The organism is Burkholderia humptydooensis, assembly GCF_001513745.1.
Lineage (GTDB): Bacteria > Pseudomonadota > Gammaproteobacteria > Burkholderiales > Burkholderiaceae > Burkholderia > Burkholderia humptydooensis.
In genome coordinates, this window is sequence record NZ_CP013380.1 from 3451296 (window position 1) to 3468000 (window position 16705).

Sequence of the window (16705 nt, forward strand, 5' to 3'; positions counted from 1 at the left end):
CCTTCAATCGTCAGGACCGGCTTCGGCGGGCGGCGCGTCCTTTCCGCCCGGCTGCGCCCGCTCGCGCGCGCGGCCGAGCAGCGCGCGCACCTCGTCGTCGCTCGTCTGATCGAAGTTCAGATAGAACTGGCCGATGCCCATCAGCCAGTCCGGCCGCATCACGCAGACGATCGCGTCCGCCGCCGCCCTCACCTTCTGCGCGCTGCCCGGCGACGCGACGGGCACCGCCGCGACGAGCTTCGCCGGCTTCCGCGCGCGCACCGCCTCGAGCGCGGCGAGCATCGTCGAGCCAGTCGCGATGCCGTCGTCGACGACGATCACGGTCCGCCCTTCGAGCGCGGGCGGCGCGCGATCGCCGCGATACGCGGCTTCGCGCCGGGCGAGTTCGTCGCGCTCGCGCTCGATCGTGTCGGCGAGCTCGCGCTCGGTCACGCGCATCGCGCGCAGCACCGACTGCTCGAGCAGCACGACGCCGCCCGTCGCGATCGCGCCCATCGCGAGCTCCGGATTGCCGGGCGCGCCGAGCTTCCTCACGATCAGCACGTCGAGCGGCACGCGCAGCGCCTTCGCGACTTCGAACGCGACCGGCACGCCGCCGCGCGGCAGCGCGAGCACGACGACGTCGTCGCGGTTCGCATAATCGGCGAGATGCGCGGCGAGCTGTCTGCCGGCATCGACGCGATCGCGAAAATAATCGTTCATCACGCCTCCTTCGCCGCGGCGCGGACGACGATCTCGCCATCCCGCGGCTCGTTCGATTGCATGCCGACGCGTGCCGACGCATCCCGGCACATGCCTGCGCATGCGACGATCTGCGTCGATGCGCGGCGATTCGCGCAGCCCGTGCGCGCCGCGCTACGCGAGCGACGCGTCGCTCGCCGCCTGTGCGTCGAGCCGTTGCGCGAGCGCCGACAACGCGTCGGTCACGGCGACCGGATACTCGGCCGCGCGCGTGAGATCGCGCAGCGCCGCGGGCAGCGCGTCGAGCTGCGCGCTCGCATGCGCGCGAACGTCGGCGAGGCTCGGCGGCGGCGCGACGCGCTCGCCGTCGATCATCACCGGCTCCAGCAGCGCGACGCCCGCATGCGCCTCGTCGTGCAGCGCGAGGCAATCGCCGTCGAGCACGCCGTCGTCGCGATAGCGGCGGAACACCTGCTTGCGTCCGGGCCACGTCGCCTTGCCCTCCGAGCGCTTGCGGCGCGGCACACCCGCGTATTCGGTCAGCTTGTACGCGCAATCCGCATACGGCGCGTCCGCCGACGTGTTCATCCGCGTGCCCACGCCGAAGCCGTCGATCGGCGCGCCCTTCCCGATCAGCTCGGCGAGCCGGTACTCGTCGAGATTGCCGCTCGCGAAGATCGTCACCCGGACGAGCCCCGCGCGATCGAGCAGCGCGCGCACGCGCATCGCGTGCTGCGCGAGATCGCCGCTGTCGAGCCGCACGCCCTTCACTTCGACGCCGTCGCGCGCGAGCTTCCCCGCGACGGCGATCACCTTGCGCACGGCCGCTTCGGTGTCGTACGTGTCGACGAGCAGCATCGCGTTGCGCGGAAACGAACGCGCGAAATGCTCGAACGCGAGCGATTCGTCGTCGTGCGCCTGCACATACGAATGCGCCATCGTGCCGTACGTCGGAATCCCGTAGCGCAAGCCGGCGAGCAGCGTCGCCGTGCCCGCGAAGCCGGCGACGTAGCTCGCGCGCGCCGACAGCAGCGCGGCCTCCGCGCCGTGCGCGCGGCGCAGCCCGAAATCGACGAGCGTCTTGCCCGGCGCCGCGAGCACCGCGCGCGCGGCCTTGCTCGCGACGATCGACTCGTAATGCAGCAGGTTCATCACGCGACTCTCGATCAGTTGCGCCTCGCGCATCGGCGCGGTGATCTGCAGGATCGGCTCGTCGGCGAAGAACACCGTACCCTCGCTCATCGCGCGCACCGAGCCCGTGAAGCGCAGCGATTCGAGCGACGCGAGAAAGCCGCCGCTGAAGAGCCCCGTGCTCGCGAGCGCTTCGATCTCGTGCGCATCGAGCGTGAGGTCCGCCAGATAATCGAGCGCCTGCTCGAGCCCCGCCGCCATCAGGAAATTTCGATGCGCGGGCAGCTTGCGCACGAAGAGCTCGAACGTCGCCGTGTCGTTCATCCCGCAGTCGAAGTACGACTGCAGCATCGTGAATTCGTACAGGTCGGTCAGCAGCGCGCTGTCGCGCGCGGGCTTCGTCATCTTCGGGCCCCTGCGGCCGGCCGCCGGCCGTCGCCGAGATGCACGACGAACCACTCGGCCGCGACGCGCGCGACTTCGTCGAGCGTGCCCGGCTCCTCGAACAGATGCGTCGCGCCCGGCACGACGACGAGCTTCGATTCGCCGATCAGCCAGCCGGCCGCAACGCGGTTCAGCCGGAGCACTTCGTCGTCGCGCTCGCCGACGATGAGAAGCGTCGGCACGCGCACGCGCGGCAGCGCGTCGCCCGCGAGATCGGGGCGGCCGCCGCGCGAGACGACCGCGCGCACGACGCGACCGCGCGCGTTCGCCGCGATCAGCGCGGCCGCCGCGCCCGTGCTCGCGCCGAACAGGCCGACGGGCAGCTTGCCGACGTCCGGCCGCTCGCGCAGCCAGTCGAGCGCGCTCACGAGCCGGCGCGCGAGAAACGCGATCGCGAACCGGTACTCGGCCGTCACCGCGTCGCGCCGCTGCTCCTCGATCGTCAGCAGATCGAACAGGAGCGTCGCGAGCCCCGCGCGCTGCAACACCGCCGCGACTTCCTGGTTGCGCGGGCTGAGCCGGCTGCTGCCGCTGCCGTGCGCGAACACGACGATGCCCGACGCATGCTCGGGCATCGCGAGCATGCCGTTCAGCTCGACTTTTCCGATGGGTATCCGTACTTCCTGAATCTGCATTGCATTCTCCACGTCCGCCTCGCCGTCACGGCGCGGACACCGGCGCCTCGCGCGGATGCCACGCGCCGGGCGGCGCGAGCGGTTCGAGCGGGTTCGTTTCGTCGAGATGGAACAGCGCGTCGAACTGTCCCGTGATCGACGACATGAAATAGTGACTGTCGCGCTCCGTCTCCGGCAGATAGATCACGCCGATCGCGCGCTCAAGCAGCGCTTCGCGAAGCGGCTGCGCGACGATCTCGCGCAGCGGCAGGAAAAAGCGGTCGAGCCGCGTCGCATGAAACAGATGTTCGTAGCTGTCGGGCAGCGCCGAGCGCATCCATTTCCGCTCGACGTCGCCGTCCCAGCGCGATGCGGCCGATACGTGCCCCGTGTACGCGGTGAAGCCGATCGACAGCGCGCGTTCGCCGAGCGCTTCGCGCACGAGCTGGCCGAGCGTCCATTCGCCGCGCAGATGCATCTCGGTCGCGCGCGCGTCGCCGACGTGCGAGTTGTGCGCCCAGACGACCGCGCGCCCGGCGCAGCCGCAACGCGCGCGATGGCGGCGTAGCGCGAACAGCGTGTCGCGCATGTGCGCATCGCGCAGATTCCACGTGTTCGCGCACGATCCGAACATCGCGCGGTAATAGTTCTCCGCGTTGACCACGACTTGCGCGTTGTGCTCCGCGAAGAACTGCGCGTCGAGCGCGTCGATGCCGTCCTGCGCGAGATACGCCGCTTCGCGCTCGCGCAATTGCCGCAGTTGCGCGAGCACGTCGGCCGTCGCGGCAGGCCGCGCGCCGCAGGCGACCGCGTGGCCGTATGCGCCCGGCTCGCGCACGTGGTCGAGCGCCGCGTAGCGCTGCCGCGCGAGCTCGGCCTGACCGGGATCGACATCGTCGAGATAGCGGATCACCGCGTCGGCGCAGCGGTACAGGCTATACAGATCGAGCCCGTAGACGCCCGCGCGCGATTGCCGCGGCAGCGTCGCGTTGCGATCGCGCAGCCAGCCGACGAATTCGCGCATCGGGCGATTGCGCCACATCCATGCGGGAAAACGCGTAAAGTCCGCGAGCGCCGCGTCGGCATCGGCCATCGCGGCGTCGCCCTGCACATAGCGATTCACGCGCCACGCGTCGGGCCAGTCGCCCTCGATCGCAATGGTGTCGAAACCGCATTCGTCGACGAGGCGCGCGGTGATCCGCGCGCGCATACGGTAGAACTCGTCAGTGCCGTGCGTCGATTCGCCGAGCAGCACCACGTCGGCATCGTCCGCCATGTCGATCAACGCATCGAAATCGGCCGCGTCGCCGCGCAACGGGCGCGCGAGATCCCGCACAGCGAGAAAGGGCGTTTTCGCAGGATGCATGAATCGTCTCCGGACGACCGCCGCCCCGTCGCGCGCGTTCGCGGCGGGCCGTCGCGCGACGCCGCGCAGGGCGCGCTGATCGATCATTGTCGACCGCGGTTTCGCCGAAACCTTGCGTTGAGTCAACGATTGCGGCCGCGATCGCGCCGCCGCTCCTGGACGACGCGTCTCTTTCAATTTACGCGCTCCGCGCAGAAGTTGCAGTGCGAATAACCCGATCCGCACACATGCGCCCGCGTCATTTCCGAAGCGCGGCGCGGCGGCCCCGATACGTTTGACGCACATCAAGCCCGCGCGCCGGGCTTTCGCCGACGATGGAGCGCGGCCATTCGAACCGAGGTGGACATGGCGCATCATGCCGACCTGCTCGCCGGCGGACGCCGGCATCTGCGCACGCTCGGGTGGCGCGACGCGGTCGCGCTGCTGCTCGTGCTCGCGCTCATCGTGCTGCTCGGCTCCGGCGTGCGCCAGATGTCGCTGCCGCTCGACATCGCGCGCCCCGAGGCGATTTCGCTGTCGCCGCTCGCGTTGCCGGGTTACGTGCTGCGCACCGTGCTGCGGATGCTCGCCGCGCTCGGCGCGTCGATCGCGTTCACGTTCGCGTATGCGCCCCTTGCCGCGAAGAGCCGCACGGCGGAGACCGTGCTGATCCCGCTCCTCGACGTGCTGCAGTCGGTGCCGATTCTCGGCTACCTGTCGTTTACCGTCGTGTTCTTTCTGTCGATCGCGCCCGGCACCACACTCGGCGCGGAACTCGCTGCGATCTTCGCGATCTTCACGAGCCAGGCGTGGAACATGGCGTTCAGCTTCTACCAGTCGCTGCGCACGGTGCCGCACGATCTCGACGAGGCGAGCCGCAGCTTGCGGCACACCGGCTGGCAGCGCTTCTGGCGGCTCGAGGTGCCGTTCGCGATGCCGGGCCTCGTCTGGAACGCGATGATGTCGATGTCGGGCGGCTGGTTCTTCGTCGTCGCGTCGGAAGCGATCTCGGTGGGCGGTCTGCACATCGCGCTGCCGGGCGTCGGCGCCTATGTCGCGCGCGCGATCGCGGAGCGCGACCTCGCCGCTGTCGGCTGGGCGATCGCGGCGATGACGATCGCGATCACGCTCTACGATCAATTGCTGTTCCGGCCGATGGTCGCGTGGGCGCACAAGTTCCGCTGCGATCAGACCGTAAGCGGCCCCGCGCCTCGCAGTTGGCTGCTCGATCTGCTCCATCGCGCAAGCCTGCCGCAGCGCGTCGGCGCACCGCTCGGCGCGACGCTGCATCGCGCGGCGCGCGCCCGTCTGTCGCTCGGCGCGCTGCGGCTGTCGACGCGCGAACGCGCGCTGTCGCGGCGCATCGCGCGCATCGTGTGGTTGTCGCTCTGCGCGGCGCTCGCCGTCTATGCCGGCGTCGCGCTCCTGCGGATCGCGGCGCCCGCGCTGTCGTGGTTCGACGTCGTCGACGTCGCGCGCAACGGCGCGCTGACGCTCGCGCGCGTGCTCGTGCTGATCGGCGTCGCGACCGTCGTGTGGGTGCCGGTCGGCGTGCTGATAGGACTGCGGCCGCGCGCGACCGCGCTCGTGCAGCCCGTCGCGCAGTTCCTCGCGGCATTTCCCGCGAATCTGCTGTTTCCGCTCGCGGTGTTCGCGATCGTGCGCTTCGGGCTCGCGCCCGCGATCTGGCTCAGTCCTCTGATGATTCTCGGCACGCAGTGGTACATCCTGTTCAACGTGATCGCCGGCGCGACCGCGTTCCCCGACGATCTGAAAGAAGCCGCGGCGAGCCTGCGCGTGCGCACGCCGACGTGGTGGCGCGAGGTGATGCTGCCCGGCATCCTGCCGTACTACGTGACGGGCGCGATCACCGCATCGGGCGGCGCATGGAACGCGAGCATCGTGTCTGAACTCGTCGTCTGGGGACACACGACGATCGACGCAGCCGGCCTCGGCGCGTACATCGCGCGAACGACCGCGGCGGGCGACTATCCGCGGATCGCGCTCGGCGTCGCGGCGATGTCGCTGCTCGTGATCGCGATGAATCGTCTGATCTGGCGGCCGCTCTATGCGTTCGCGGAACGCCGCTCCCGCCTCGACTAGGTGAGCCCATGCCCGAGCCGACACTCCCCGCCTACGCCCCGCCGCCCGCTTCGGCGGACGATGCGCAGCACGACGCCCGTGCGCCCGTGATCGCGCTGCGCGGCGTCAGCATGTCGTTCGCGAAGCCGTCGGGCGAGCCGCTGCCCGTGCTCGCCGGCATCGATCTGACCGTCCGCGAAGGCGAGATTCTCGGGCTGCTCGGCCGCTCCGGCTCCGGCAAGTCGACGCTGCTGCGCATCGCGGCCGGGCTCGTGAAGCCGACGAGCGGGCGCGTCGAATATCGCGGCGCGCCGCTCGACGGTCCCGCCGCCGGCATCGGGGTCGTGTTCCAGACCTTCGCGCTCTATCCGTGGCTCACCGTCGAGGAGAACGTCGAGCTCGGGCTCGACGCCATCCGCGTGCCGCCGTCGGATGCACGCGCACGCGTGATGTCGGCAATCGAGCTGATCGGGCTCGACGGGTTCGAATCCGCGTATCCGCGCGAGCTGTCGGGCGGCATGCGCCAGCGTGTCGGCTTCGCGCGCGCGCTCGTCGGCGATCCGGCGCTGCTGTTGATGGACGAACCGTTCTCGGCGCTCGACGTGCTGACGGCCGACACGCTGCGCACCGATTTCCTCGATCTCTGGCACGCGCGCCAGTTGCCGATCGACGCGGTGCTGATGGTCACGCACAACATCGAGGAAGCGGTGCTGATGTGCGACCGGATTCTCGTGCTCGGCGCGCATCCGGGCCGCATCCTCGCCGAGGTGCCGATTCCGCTCGGCTATCCGCGCAATCGGCTCGATCCGGAACTGCAGCACATCGTCGACGACATCTACGCGGCGCTCACGTCGCGCATCGCCGATGCGGTCGCCGCCCGAAACGGCAAGCCGGGCGTTCCCGCGCAGCGGTTGCCGAACGTGTCGAGCCATCGGCTCGACAGCTTCGTCGACGCATTCGTTGCGCATGCGCGCGACGGCTGCGCGGAATTGCCGCGGCTCGCATCCGCGCTCGCGATGCCGGTCGGCGATCTGCTGCCGCTCGCCATCGCGCTGCACGTGCTCGAGTTCGCGGAGCTGCGCGACGGCGCGCTGCGGCTCACGGCCGCCGGCCGCGTCTACGCGCAGGGCGACGCGAGCGAGCGCAAGCGGCTGTTTCGCGAGCATCTCGAGCACTTCGTTGCGCTCGCCGCGCACATTCGTCAGGTGCTCGACGAGCGCGCCGGCCATCAGGCGCCGCGCGAGCGCTTCGAGCTCGAACTGCTCGACCGGTTGAATCCGCTCGACGCGGCGAATACGCTGCGCGTCGCGATCGATTGGGGACGCTTCGCGGGCCTCTACGACTATGACGACGACGCGCGCGTGTTCCGACGCGACGGGGACGACGCGCGCGGCTAGCGCCTGCTCACGCTCATGACGCGCTTGCGCCGTCGCTTCGCAGTCCGAGCGTTTTTCGGCCCGATTGAGTTCGATCAAAAGGCGGCGCGGCGTTGCTCGTACAGTGGTCGCAGTGCCTCGTCGCGCGAGTTGCGCCGAGCGGGCCGACGTTCCCCATGCCGCCATGCGCGCGGCTCGCACGCATCCGAACGCGGCATCGATGCGCGCACCGGCGCCGCGCGATTCTTCTGGAGATCGATCATGGTTGCAGGTGTCGTGCTGTGGGTCGCCCTCGCGGTGATCTTTCCGACCGTCGTCGTGCCCGCCGCGCAACATGCGGTCGAACACACCATCAGGAAGCAGGACAGGAGCGCGTCAGCGCCGGGCGCATCCGCCGGCGGCGGTGCGCCGACACAGCCCGCTTCGCCCGACGGCGGCGATTCGATCGGGCATTGACGAATATCGGCTGCGAACGGGTAGTGCCGCCGACGCGAACGCCGCGCGGTCGCACGCAATGCGCGGCAACGCAACGGCGGCCGGCTCGCCGGGCGCGCCGCCCGTCGCAGGCCGCGCGCGCCGCGCCGTTCAGGCCCGCTTGCTGCAAGCGCTCGCGCCCGCCGCATCGAGATGCGCGAGCAACGCCCGCGCCTGCTCGACGACGTCGCTCGCGGTCGGCCGGAACGGGAAGCGCTCGGCCTGCGGCAGGCGAACGAAGTGCGCGCCGCTGCTGCGCGCATAGGCGGGATCATAGTGAACGTCGACGAGCTCCTCGAACAGCTCGCTGCGCAGCCCTGCGTCGAGCATCTCGTGCCACTTGCGGATCCGCGCATGCCCGTGCAGCGGCACGAGCTTCTCGAGCTGGATCTTGAAGAACGCGGTCTGGTCGAACAGATGCCCGTAGTCCTGCAACAACAGCGCGACGCGCTCGTCGCGTTCGGTCTCGATGTTCACGCAATCCGCCGCGTGCATGCCGGTCAGCAGCGCGAGCGGCAGCATGATCGCGCCGATGCGCCGGCTCTCCGCTTCGATGAACACGGGCCGCTCGCGGTCGAAGCCGCGCAGCGCGCCGACGAGCGCCGTGTCGAATGCCTTCTGCGACGGCTGCTCGCTGCTCGGCAGTGCGCCCAGCAGCGAGCCGCGATGCGCGGCGAGCGCCTCGAGATCGAGCGTCTGCGCGCCCGCCTGCGCGAGCGCGTGCAGCAGCCGGGTCTTGCCGCTTCCCGTGTGCCCCGTCAGGACGACGTAACGAAACCCGGCGGGCAATTGGCCGAGCGCGTCGACGACCGAGCGGCGGTACGACTTGTAGCCGCCGTCGAGCTGCCGCGCGCGCCAGCCGATCATGTTGAACCAGACCGTCATCGATCCGGAGCGCTTGCCGCCGCGCCAGCAATAGATGAGCGGCCGCCAGTTGCGCGGACGGTCGGCGAACGTCGTGTCGAGATGCGCGGCGATGTTGCGCGCGACCATCGCCGCGCCGACGCGCGTCGCCTCGAACGGCGACACCTGCTTGTACATCGTGCCGACGATCACGCGCTCTTCGTTGCTGAGAACCGGCGCGTTCAGCGCGCCCGGAATATGGTCCTCCGCGTATTCGAGCGGCGTGCGCACGTCGACGATCTCGTCGAAATCGTCGATCTGGTCGAGGGAAACGGGCTGGAGATTCAACGTATCGGGGGCGGCGGGGCCGTATCATCGCTGACGGTGGAAGCGCGATTATCTCACGCGCGGCGTCCCGCGCGCCCGCCGGCTGACCGCCCGCCAGCGCCGGCGCGCCCAGGCGCGCGACGAGAAAATCGATCAGCGCGCGGGCGCGAGCCGACTCGCGGTCGCTCGCTGGGAGCGCGCACTCGACATCGAGCGCGCGCGGTGCTGGGCGGGCAAGACGCGGCGGACAGCGAGCCTGCGCCGCAAGCGCGCGACGCGGGCGCCGAGCAAGCGCCCGTCGCGCCATGCGCCGTTGCGGGCCTGCGCGCGCCGCGAACGCACATCGCGCATACAAACCGTGTCTTCCTGCCAGGAGCGCGCGCCGCGGCAGAACCGGCGGCGGCACGCGCTGGCCGATTCACCCCAATCCACGCCGAGTCGATGCGGTCGCCCCGCCGTTCCTCCACCCGCTTCTTTCCCCGCGCGATCGATGCTTCGATTCGCTTGACGCATGCACGCGGCCACCTATCATCCAATGGCTTTCGGTCGGCCGGCCACGATCTTTTCAAAAACAATGACGCGCTTCGAACAACATGCACGCAGTCAAAGAGGGAAACGTATTTCGATTCACGGAAAAGTTTCACTCCTTCATTGCGCAATCAACCAACTTTCGAGAAGCCCATGAAAAAGATCCTCGGAGATCCCGCTTCGCGTGTTCGTCGCCGCGCGTTTCTCGGCGACGTCGCGCGTCTCGCCGGCGCAGGCATCGTCGCCGGGTGGACGCCGATCCGGCCGATTGCCGCACACGCGCAACCCGCGGGCGCGACGCCGCCGAATTTTCCTTCCGGCATCCCGCTCTACAAGCAGGCGTTTCGCAACTGGAGCGGCGAGATCGCGGTCGCGGACCTGTGGACCGCCGCGCCCACGATGCCCGCCGACGTCGTCGCGATCGTCAACTGGGCGGCCGACAACGGCTATCGCGCACGGCCGCTCGGCCACATGCACAACTGGTCGCCGCTCACGGTTGCCGCCAACGATGCGCACGAGCGCACGATTCTCGTCGACACCACGAAGCATCTGAGCGCGGTGTCCGTCGACACGTCGGCGACGCCCGCGCGCGTCATCGCGCAAGCGGGCGTTTCGCTGGACACGCTGCTCGCGACGCTCGAGCAGCACGGGCTCGGGATGGCGGCGGTACCCGCGCCCGGCGACATCACGCTCGGCGGCGCGCTCGCGATCGGCGCGCACGGCACGGCGCTGCCGGCAGCGGACGAAACGCGCCCGCCCGGGCATACGTACGGCTCGCTCAGCAATGCGGTGCTCGCGCTGACCGCGGTCGTCCACGATGCATCGTCGGGCCGCTACGCGCTTCGCACGTTCGATCGCGCCGATCCGGACATCGGCCCGTTCCTCGCGCACGTCGGCCGCGCGTTCATCGTCGACGCGACGTTGCAGGTCGGCGCGAATCAACGGCTGCAATGCGAGAGCTTCGTCGATATCCCCGTCACCGAGCTGTTCGCGCCGCCGGGCAAGCGAGGCCGAACCGTCGAATCGTTCGTGCGGCGCTCGGGCCGCATCGAGGCGATCTGGTTTCCGTTCACCGATTATCCGTGGCTGAAGGTCTGGACCGTCCGGCCGAATCCGCCGTCCGGCGCGCGCGTCGTCGATCAGCCGTACAACTATCCGTTTTCCGATTCGATATCGCAGGAATTGTCCGATCTGGTGAGCCGCATCGTATTGAACGGCGAAGTCCAGTTGGCGCCGCTCTTCGGCAAGACGCAGTACACGATCACGTATCTCGGCCTGACGAATCTCTTCGGGCCGCTGACGAATCTGTGGGGATGGTCGCGCTCGGTGCTGCACTACGTGCGGCCGACGACGCTGCGCGTGATCGCGAACGGCTATGCGGTGCTCACGCGCCGCGAGAACGTGCAGCGCGTGATCAACGAGTTCGTCGGCGCGTATCGGCAGCGGATCGCCGACTATCGCGCGGCAGGCCGCTATCCGGTAAACGGCCCCGTCGAGATCCGCGTGACGGGCGTCGATGCGCCCAACGACGTCGGCCCGGGCGCGGTGCCGCCGTCGCTGTCCGCGATCCGGCCGCGGCCCGACCATCCCGACTGGAACGCCGCGATCTGGTTCGACATCCTGACGATACCGGGCACGCCCGACGCGAACCGCTTCTATCGCGAGAACGAGCAGTGGATGCTGTCGAACTACAGCGGCGACTACGCGACCGTGCGGCCGGAATGGTCGAAGGGCTGGGGCTACGCGGACACCGCCGCATGGAGCGACGGCACGATGCTCGGCACGGCGATCCCGGATCTGTTCCGGCAGGGGCTGTCGCCCGCCGACAACTGGGACGCGGCGCTGCGCACGCTAGAGCGCTACGATCCGCGGCGCGTGTTCTCGTCGCCGCTGCTCGACCGGTTGATGGGCTGACGCGACCCGACGCGCCGTCGGCGCGGGACTCGACATGAAGGCCGCGAAAGCGGCGAGCGGCCCCGTGCTGCAATCGTCGTTCATCAAGCTGCTGCTCGTGCCGCTGCTGACGCTCTGGATCGACGTGAGCCTCGGCATTCGGCGTCAAGGGCCCCGCGCTCACGATCATCGTGCTGTTCAACTCGCTGCCGTGCATGCCGTCCGCCTACATCATGGCGAAGCTGCTCGGCAAAGACCATCGTCGCGCGGCTGACGCGCAGGCCGCCGCGCGTCCGGCCGCTTCGCTTAGCGCAGACAATATGGAATCCGATCATTTTCTTTCGCCTCCGCGTCGAACCGCAAACGATTGCGCACGCGTTGACCCACATCAAGCAAGCATCATGGATTCCACCCACTCAGCTCTCGCGAAATCGTCCGTAAACCCGATCATGTCGCCGGACTGCGCATTCGCCGCATTCGCGACATACGACGTTCCGGATCTTTTGGAGAAAGCCTTTCATGCGCGCCAATCTTCCAGTGACCCAGCGGGAATACGATTTTCCCGACGATGCGACGCTGATGTCGACGACCGACCCCCAGAGCTACGTCACATACGCGAACGCCGCGTTCGTCCAGGTGAGCGGGTTCGAGCGCGACGACATCCTCGGCGAGCCGCACAACATCGTTCGGCATCCTGACATGCCGGCCGAAGCGTTCGCCGACATGTGGACGACGCTGAAGGCCGGCCGCTCGTGGACCGCGATCATCAAGAACCGCCGCAAGAACGGCGACCACTACTGGGTGCGCGCGAACGCGACGCCCGTGATCCGCAACGCGCAGCTCGTCGGCTACATGTCGGTGCGCACGAAACCGTCGCGCGACGAAATCGAGCGCGCGGAAGCGCTCAATCGCGACTTTCGCGAGCATCGCACGCGCGGCCGGAAGTTTCATCAGGGCCTCGTCGTGCGCACCGGGCTCCTCGGATGGATGTCGCTGCCGCAGACACTCAGCGCGCGCTGGCGCGTTCGCGCCGCGCTGCTCGCGCTCCTCGCCGGCTCCGTATCGACGGCGTTCCTCTTCGGGTTGCACGGCGCGATGCTCGACGGCTTCGCCGCCGCCGAAACGGCGCTGTTGCTGCTCGCGGAGTTCTGGCTCGCCGCGCAGATCACGGCGCCGCTGCAACGCGTTCTGAAGCAATCGCTCGCGGTCGCCGCAGGCCAGGCGGGCGACAACGTCCATTTGAACCGCGTCGACGAGATCGGCATGATCATGCGCGCGGTCAATCAGGCCGGGCTCAATCTGCGCTCGCTCGTCGACGACGTAAGCGATCAGTTGTCCGGCCTGCAGAGCGCGAGCGGCAAGATCACCGCGGGCAACGACGATCTGAGCAGCCGCAGCGAGCAGGCGGCCGCGAGTCTCGAGGAAACCGCCGCGTCGATGGAACAGATGACCGCGACGGTGCGCAACAACGCGGATACCGCGACACGGGCGAGTCAGCTCGCCGGCTCGACGAGCGACGCAGCCGAAAAAGGCGATGCGGTGGTCGGCAGGGTGGTGACGACGATGGGCGAGATCAGCGCGTCGAGCCGCAAGATCAGCGAGATCATCGGCGTGATCGACAGCATCGCGTTCCAGACGAACATCCTTGCGCTGAACGCGGCCGTCGAGGCGGCCCGGGCGGGCGAGCAAGGGCGCGGCTTCGCGGTCGTCGCGGCCGAAGTGCGCACGCTCGCGCAGCGCAGCGCGAACGCGGCGAAGGAAATCGCGGCGCTGATTCACGACAGCGTGCAGAAAACCGCGGCGGGCAGCGCACTCGTCGATCAGGCGGGCGAAGCAATGAACGATATCCGTTCGCAGGTCGCGCGGGTCGCGGGCCTGATCGGCGAGATCAGCTCGGCGACGCGCGAGCAGTCCGACGGGATCGCCCAGGTCAACGTCGCCGTCACGCAGTTGGACAAGATGACGCAGCAGAACGCCGCGCTCGTGCAGGAATCGGCGGCGACCGCAGATGAGCTGAAGCGCCGCACGCAGCGGCTCGTCGATGCGGTGGCCGTGTTTCGCATGAACGGGCGCGCGCATTCGCGCAGAGATGATGCGCGTGCGCCGCAAGCCGGCGCCGAGCACGCGATGCGCCACCGCGCGAGCGTCGCGCGGACCCGGCCCGCGATGCGCGCGACGCCTGCCCCGTCGCTCACGCCGGCGAGCGCGTCGCCGGCGGACGCCCCCGCACGAGCGACGACGAACGCGCAGACGGATTGGCAGACGTTCTGAGCGGCGTGCGCCGTGCATTGCGGCGTCGATACGAAAACAGGCGGCGCTCACGCGCCGCCTGTTCGTTTGCGGTCCCGCGCGCCGAATGCACGGCGCGCGGCGAGCAGGTTCGTCGCCGCGGCGCGTGCCGCCGCGAGCGCGGCGGCGCCCTGCGATCGATCGCCGTCACTTCGACGCGTCGCTCGCCAGGTGCTTGCGGCTCGCGAGTTCCTGAGCCTGCTGGTAATGCGCCTGGATCACCGGCAAGCCCTTGCGCGCGGCGTTCTTCAACTGCTCGTTGCGGCCCGACGCGATCTCGGCCTGGAACACCGACAGCGCCTTCCGGTTGCCTTCGAGCGCGACCTGCTCGATGTACACCTTGTCGAACGCGTCGCCGCGCAGGTTCTTGATGCTGTCGAGCACGGCCGGGTCCGGATCGTTGTGCGGCACGTCGACGCCGCGCGGGCTCGCGGCGCGCAACGCCTGCGACAGCTTCTCGTTGTCGCTCGCGACGCGTTCGGCGAATGCCTTCACGGCGCGATCGCTCGAGCGCGAATCCGCGATGCGCGCGGCGTCGCGCTGCGTCGACACGGCCTTCGTCGCATCGGCGACGAACGCCTGATCGGCTTCGTGCAGTCGCGTGCCGGCATCGGCGGCCGCCTCGGGACGCGGCTGCGTCGGCGCGGGCGACGGTGCGTTTTGTGCGGATGCGGCGGTCGCGAAGACGAACAGCGCGGCGGCACACACGCCGGCGAGAGAAAAAGCGGAACGGCGAGTCATACGTTCTCCTTAGGGTGAAATTCATCAACGGATCGACGATCGGGGCTGCGATGCTGCGGCCGGGCACGGCGCGGCGAGACATGCGGCGCCTTCGCCGCGCGCACCGGCTGCGGACTCGGATGCGGCGCAACCCGTCGAGTGCATTCTAGGAGGTGCGTCGCGACCGAGGTGCAACGATGGTGTCGATTGTGTAACGGGAGGTAAGACGAAAGGCTGCGCGAGCATGCGCGCACCGTATCGGTCGAAATTGTCCTGAAATCGACACGTGCGGAGCCGATGCGCGCGTCCGAAACAGTCGACCCGATTCTTTCGGCTCGCACGCTCCGTTCGCGCGCATCGCGGGGCGCCGCGGGCACACGCTCTAGGTAGATACGCTAACGCCCCGTTTTTTTAGCTCAAGCGCGCACGCGCGCACGCCGATATCGCAGCTAGCCGATGACAAAAATTGAAGCGGAGGCTTCGTGAACGGACCCGAGGAATCGACAACGACGATCGCGCCGGACGCGCCGCACCCGCGCGGGGCCGATCATGCGCGCAGCGCCGGTTCCGCGCCCGCGGGCGTGGACGGCGGCGCGCCCGCCGCGCCCGTGATCCTGATCGTCGACGACGAGCCGAGCATCCTGTCCGCGCTCAAGCGCCTGCTGCACACCGCGCGCTACCAGGTCGTGACGGCCGGGAGCGGCGCCGCGGCGCTCGACGTGCTCGCCGCCGGCGAGGTCGACCTCATCGTCTCCGACATGCGGATGCCCGGCATGACGGGCGCCGAATTCCTCGCGCGCGCGCAGACGCTCCATCCGGACACGATGCGCATCCTGCTGACGGGCTATTCCGAGATCGACGCGGTCGTGAGCGCGATCAACGAAGGCGGCGTGTATCGCTACCTGAACAAGCCGTGGGACGATCACGACCTGCTGCTGACGGTCAAGCAGGCGCTCGAGCAAAGACGGCTGCGCCAGGAGGCCGCGCGCCTCTTCGCGCTCACGCAGAAGCAGAACGGGGAGCTCGTCGCATTCAGCACGGAACTCGAAGCGCAGGTGCGCGCGCGCACCGAGGAGATCCGGCAGACCGTGATGTTCCTCGAAGATGCGCAGCGCGACCTGAAGCGCAATTTCATGACGATGATCCAGGTCGGCGCGAACATGATCGAGCTGCGCTGCGGCGTGATGGGCGGCGAATCGCGGCGCTTCGGCGAACTCGCGAAGCGGCTCGCGCTCGCGTTCGACATGAGCGAGCTGCAGGCGCAGGATCTGCATTTCGCCGGCCTCCTGCACGGCATCGGCAAGCTGTCGCTGCCGGACGAGCTGCTGCGCAGATCGATCGACCGGATGAGCGCGGAAGAGAGCCGGCTGTTCCATCAGCATCCGTTGCGCGCGCAGATGGTGCTCACGCCCGTCGCGCAACTCAATCACGTCGCGCACATCATTCGCCATCAGTACGAGCGCTTCAACGGACGCGGCACGCCGGACGGCCTCGCGGGCGACGACATTCCGCTCGGCTCGCGCATCCTCGCGATCGCGCGCGACTACGAGGGATTGCAGCGCGGCGGCGTGGTCAATCAGCGCCTGCAGCCCGAGCAGGCGGTCGCGCTCATCAAGTCGCAGGCCGGCCTGCGCTATGACCCGCAGATCGTCGATCGCTTCGCCGCGCTCGTGAAGGATCTGGCGACGCTCGGCTGCAACACGCCGTATGCGCAGATCACGAGCGGCCAGTTGCTCGAAGGCATGCGGCTCGCCGACGATCTGCGCACGAGCCGCGGCGTGCTGCTGATGACGAAGGGCAGCGTCGTGTCCGCGCACCAGGTCGCGCTCGTGCGGCGCTACGAGGCGCAGGAGAGCACGCCGTTCACGATCCTGATCCAGACGACGCCGCTCGCCGAAGCCGCGGCCGCCGCCGGGCGCGAACGCTGACGCGCGCGCCGCGCCCGCCGCCCGCACGCA

Annotated in this window: 14 protein-coding genes; 7 read left to right on the forward strand and 7 right to left on the reverse strand. The window is 69.2% G+C overall.

The window, feature by feature from the left end; genetic code table 11:
* Positions 1 to 3: 3 nt before the first annotated feature.
* The 4 genes from AQ610_RS15395 to AQ610_RS15410 all read right to left on the reverse strand — a co-directional run bounded on the left by AQ610_RS15395 (position 4) and on the right by AQ610_RS15410 (position 4236).
* Positions 4 to 702: a phosphoribosyltransferase gene (locus tag AQ610_RS15395; protein ID WP_009911333.1), complete on the reverse strand. Its 699-nt coding sequence runs from the start codon at positions 700 to 702 to the stop codon at positions 4 to 6.
* A 153-nt stretch (positions 703 to 855) separates the two neighbouring features.
* On the reverse strand, positions 856 to 2217 hold the full coding sequence (locus AQ610_RS15400) for a nicotinate phosphoribosyltransferase (protein ID WP_006024649.1): 1362 nt from the start codon (positions 2215 to 2217) through the stop codon (positions 856 to 858).
* Positions 2214 to 2891, reverse strand: a complete 678-nt coding sequence (locus AQ610_RS15405) for a dienelactone hydrolase family protein (protein WP_015601239.1) — start codon at positions 2889 to 2891, stop codon at positions 2214 to 2216. The genes AQ610_RS15400 and AQ610_RS15405 overlap by 4 nt, the downstream gene beginning before the upstream one ends.
* Positions 2892 to 2916: 25 nt before the next feature.
* Positions 2917 to 4236: an erythromycin esterase family protein gene (locus AQ610_RS15410; RefSeq protein ID WP_043282161.1), complete on the reverse strand. Its 1320-nt coding sequence runs from the start codon at positions 4234 to 4236 to the stop codon at positions 2917 to 2919.
* A 345-nt stretch (positions 4237 to 4581) separates the two neighbouring features.
* Between AQ610_RS15410 and AQ610_RS15415 the strand changes: the two genes are divergently transcribed.
* Positions 4582 to 6318, forward strand: a complete 1737-nt coding sequence (locus tag AQ610_RS15415; protein WP_009911324.1) for an ABC transporter permease — start codon at positions 4582 to 4584, stop codon at positions 6316 to 6318.
* A 110-nt stretch (positions 6319 to 6428) separates the two neighbouring features.
* On the forward strand, positions 6429 to 7694 hold the full coding sequence (locus tag AQ610_RS15420; RefSeq protein ID WP_045554915.1) for an ABC transporter ATP-binding protein: 1266 nt from the start codon (positions 6429 to 6431) through the stop codon (positions 7692 to 7694).
* A 74-nt stretch (positions 7695 to 7768) separates the two neighbouring features.
* On the opposite strand, the gene AQ610_RS36130 is transcribed toward AQ610_RS15420, so the two are convergent.
* The gene (locus tag AQ610_RS36130; RefSeq protein ID WP_009911322.1) at positions 7769 to 7936 is read right to left on the reverse strand and encodes a hypothetical protein; all 168 of its coding nucleotides are present in this window, start codon (positions 7934 to 7936) and stop codon (positions 7769 to 7771) included.
* Between AQ610_RS36130 and AQ610_RS15425 the strand changes: the two genes are divergently transcribed.
* A complete protein-coding gene (locus AQ610_RS15425; RefSeq protein ID WP_009911321.1) occupies positions 7935 to 8129 on the forward strand; it encodes a hypothetical protein in 195 nt (64 codons plus the stop codon). The two genes, AQ610_RS36130 and AQ610_RS15425, sit on opposite strands and share 2 nt — an antisense overlap.
* Positions 8130 to 8258: 129 nt before the next feature.
* Here AQ610_RS15425 and mnmH read toward each other — a convergent pair whose 3' ends face one another.
* Positions 8259 to 9338: a tRNA 2-selenouridine(34) synthase MnmH gene (mnmH, locus tag AQ610_RS15430; RefSeq protein WP_006024643.1), complete on the reverse strand. Its 1080-nt coding sequence runs from the start codon at positions 9336 to 9338 to the stop codon at positions 8259 to 8261.
* Between the two features lie 660 nt (positions 9339 to 9998).
* Between mnmH and AQ610_RS15440 the strand changes: the two genes are divergently transcribed.
* From AQ610_RS15440 to AQ610_RS15450, 3 genes are all read left to right on the forward strand, one after another.
* Positions 9999 to 11759, forward strand: coding sequence for a cholesterol oxidase substrate-binding domain-containing protein (locus AQ610_RS15440; RefSeq protein WP_006024642.1), 1761 nt, complete (start codon positions 9999 to 10001; stop codon positions 11757 to 11759).
* Positions 11760 to 11793: 34 nt separating this feature from the next.
* On the forward strand, positions 11794 to 12012 hold the full coding sequence (locus AQ610_RS15445) for a hypothetical protein (protein WP_006024641.1): 219 nt from the start codon (positions 11794 to 11796) through the stop codon (positions 12010 to 12012).
* A 245-nt stretch (positions 12013 to 12257) separates the two neighbouring features.
* Positions 12258 to 14009 (forward strand): methyl-accepting chemotaxis protein, encoded by a 1752-nt coding sequence (locus tag AQ610_RS15450; protein WP_043282018.1) that lies wholly within the window; start codon positions 12258 to 12260, stop codon positions 14007 to 14009.
* A gap of 165 nt (positions 14010 to 14174) precedes the next feature.
* Here AQ610_RS15450 and AQ610_RS15455 read toward each other — a convergent pair whose 3' ends face one another.
* Entirely contained in the window at positions 14175 to 14768 is a 594-nt protein-coding gene (locus AQ610_RS15455; RefSeq protein ID WP_009911317.1) for a DUF4142 domain-containing protein, read from the reverse strand.
* A 461-nt stretch (positions 14769 to 15229) separates the two neighbouring features.
* On the opposite strand from AQ610_RS15455, the gene nosR reads away from it, so the two are divergent.
* Positions 15230 to 16675, forward strand: a complete 1446-nt coding sequence (gene nosR, locus AQ610_RS15460) for a response regulator c-di-GMP phosphodiesterase, NosR family (protein ID WP_006024637.1) — start codon at positions 15230 to 15232, stop codon at positions 16673 to 16675.
* The last annotated feature ends 30 nt before the right edge of the window (positions 16676 to 16705 follow it).

Bases quoted from the DNA above. Each gene is read 5' to 3' on its own strand.
- AQ610_RS15395 (WP_009911333.1), bottom strand. From the start codon at position 702: ATGAACGATTATTTTCGCGATCGCGTCGATGCCGGCAGACAGCTCGCC.
- AQ610_RS15400 (WP_006024649.1), bottom strand. From the start codon at position 2,217: ATGACGAAGCCCGCGCGCGACAGCGCGCTGCTGACCGACCTGTACGAA.
- AQ610_RS15405 (WP_015601239.1), bottom strand. From the start codon at position 2,891: ATGCAGATTCAGGAAGTACGGATACCCATCGGAAAAGTCGAGCTGAAC.
- AQ610_RS15410 (WP_043282161.1), bottom strand. From the start codon at position 4,236: ATGCATCCTGCGAAAACGCCCTTTCTCGCTGTGCGGGATCTCGCGCGC.
- AQ610_RS15415 (WP_009911324.1), top strand. From the start codon at position 4,582: ATGGCGCATCATGCCGACCTGCTCGCCGGCGGACGCCGGCATCTGCGC.
- AQ610_RS15420 (WP_045554915.1), top strand. From the start codon at position 6,429: ATGTCGTTCGCGAAGCCGTCGGGCGAGCCGCTGCCCGTGCTCGCCGGC.
- AQ610_RS15425 (WP_009911321.1), top strand. From the start codon at position 7,935: ATGGTTGCAGGTGTCGTGCTGTGGGTCGCCCTCGCGGTGATCTTTCCG.
- AQ610_RS36130 (WP_009911322.1), bottom strand. From the start codon at position 7,936: ATGATCGATCTCCAGAAGAATCGCGCGGCGCCGGTGCGCGCATCGATG.
- AQ610_RS15440 (WP_006024642.1), top strand. From the start codon at position 9,999: ATGAAAAAGATCCTCGGAGATCCCGCTTCGCGTGTTCGTCGCCGCGCG.
- AQ610_RS15445 (WP_006024641.1), top strand. From the start codon at position 11,794: ATGAAGGCCGCGAAAGCGGCGAGCGGCCCCGTGCTGCAATCGTCGTTC.
- AQ610_RS15450 (WP_043282018.1), top strand. From the start codon at position 12,258: ATGCGCGCCAATCTTCCAGTGACCCAGCGGGAATACGATTTTCCCGAC.
- AQ610_RS15455 (WP_009911317.1), bottom strand. From the start codon at position 14,768: ATGACTCGCCGTTCCGCTTTTTCTCTCGCCGGCGTGTGTGCCGCCGCG.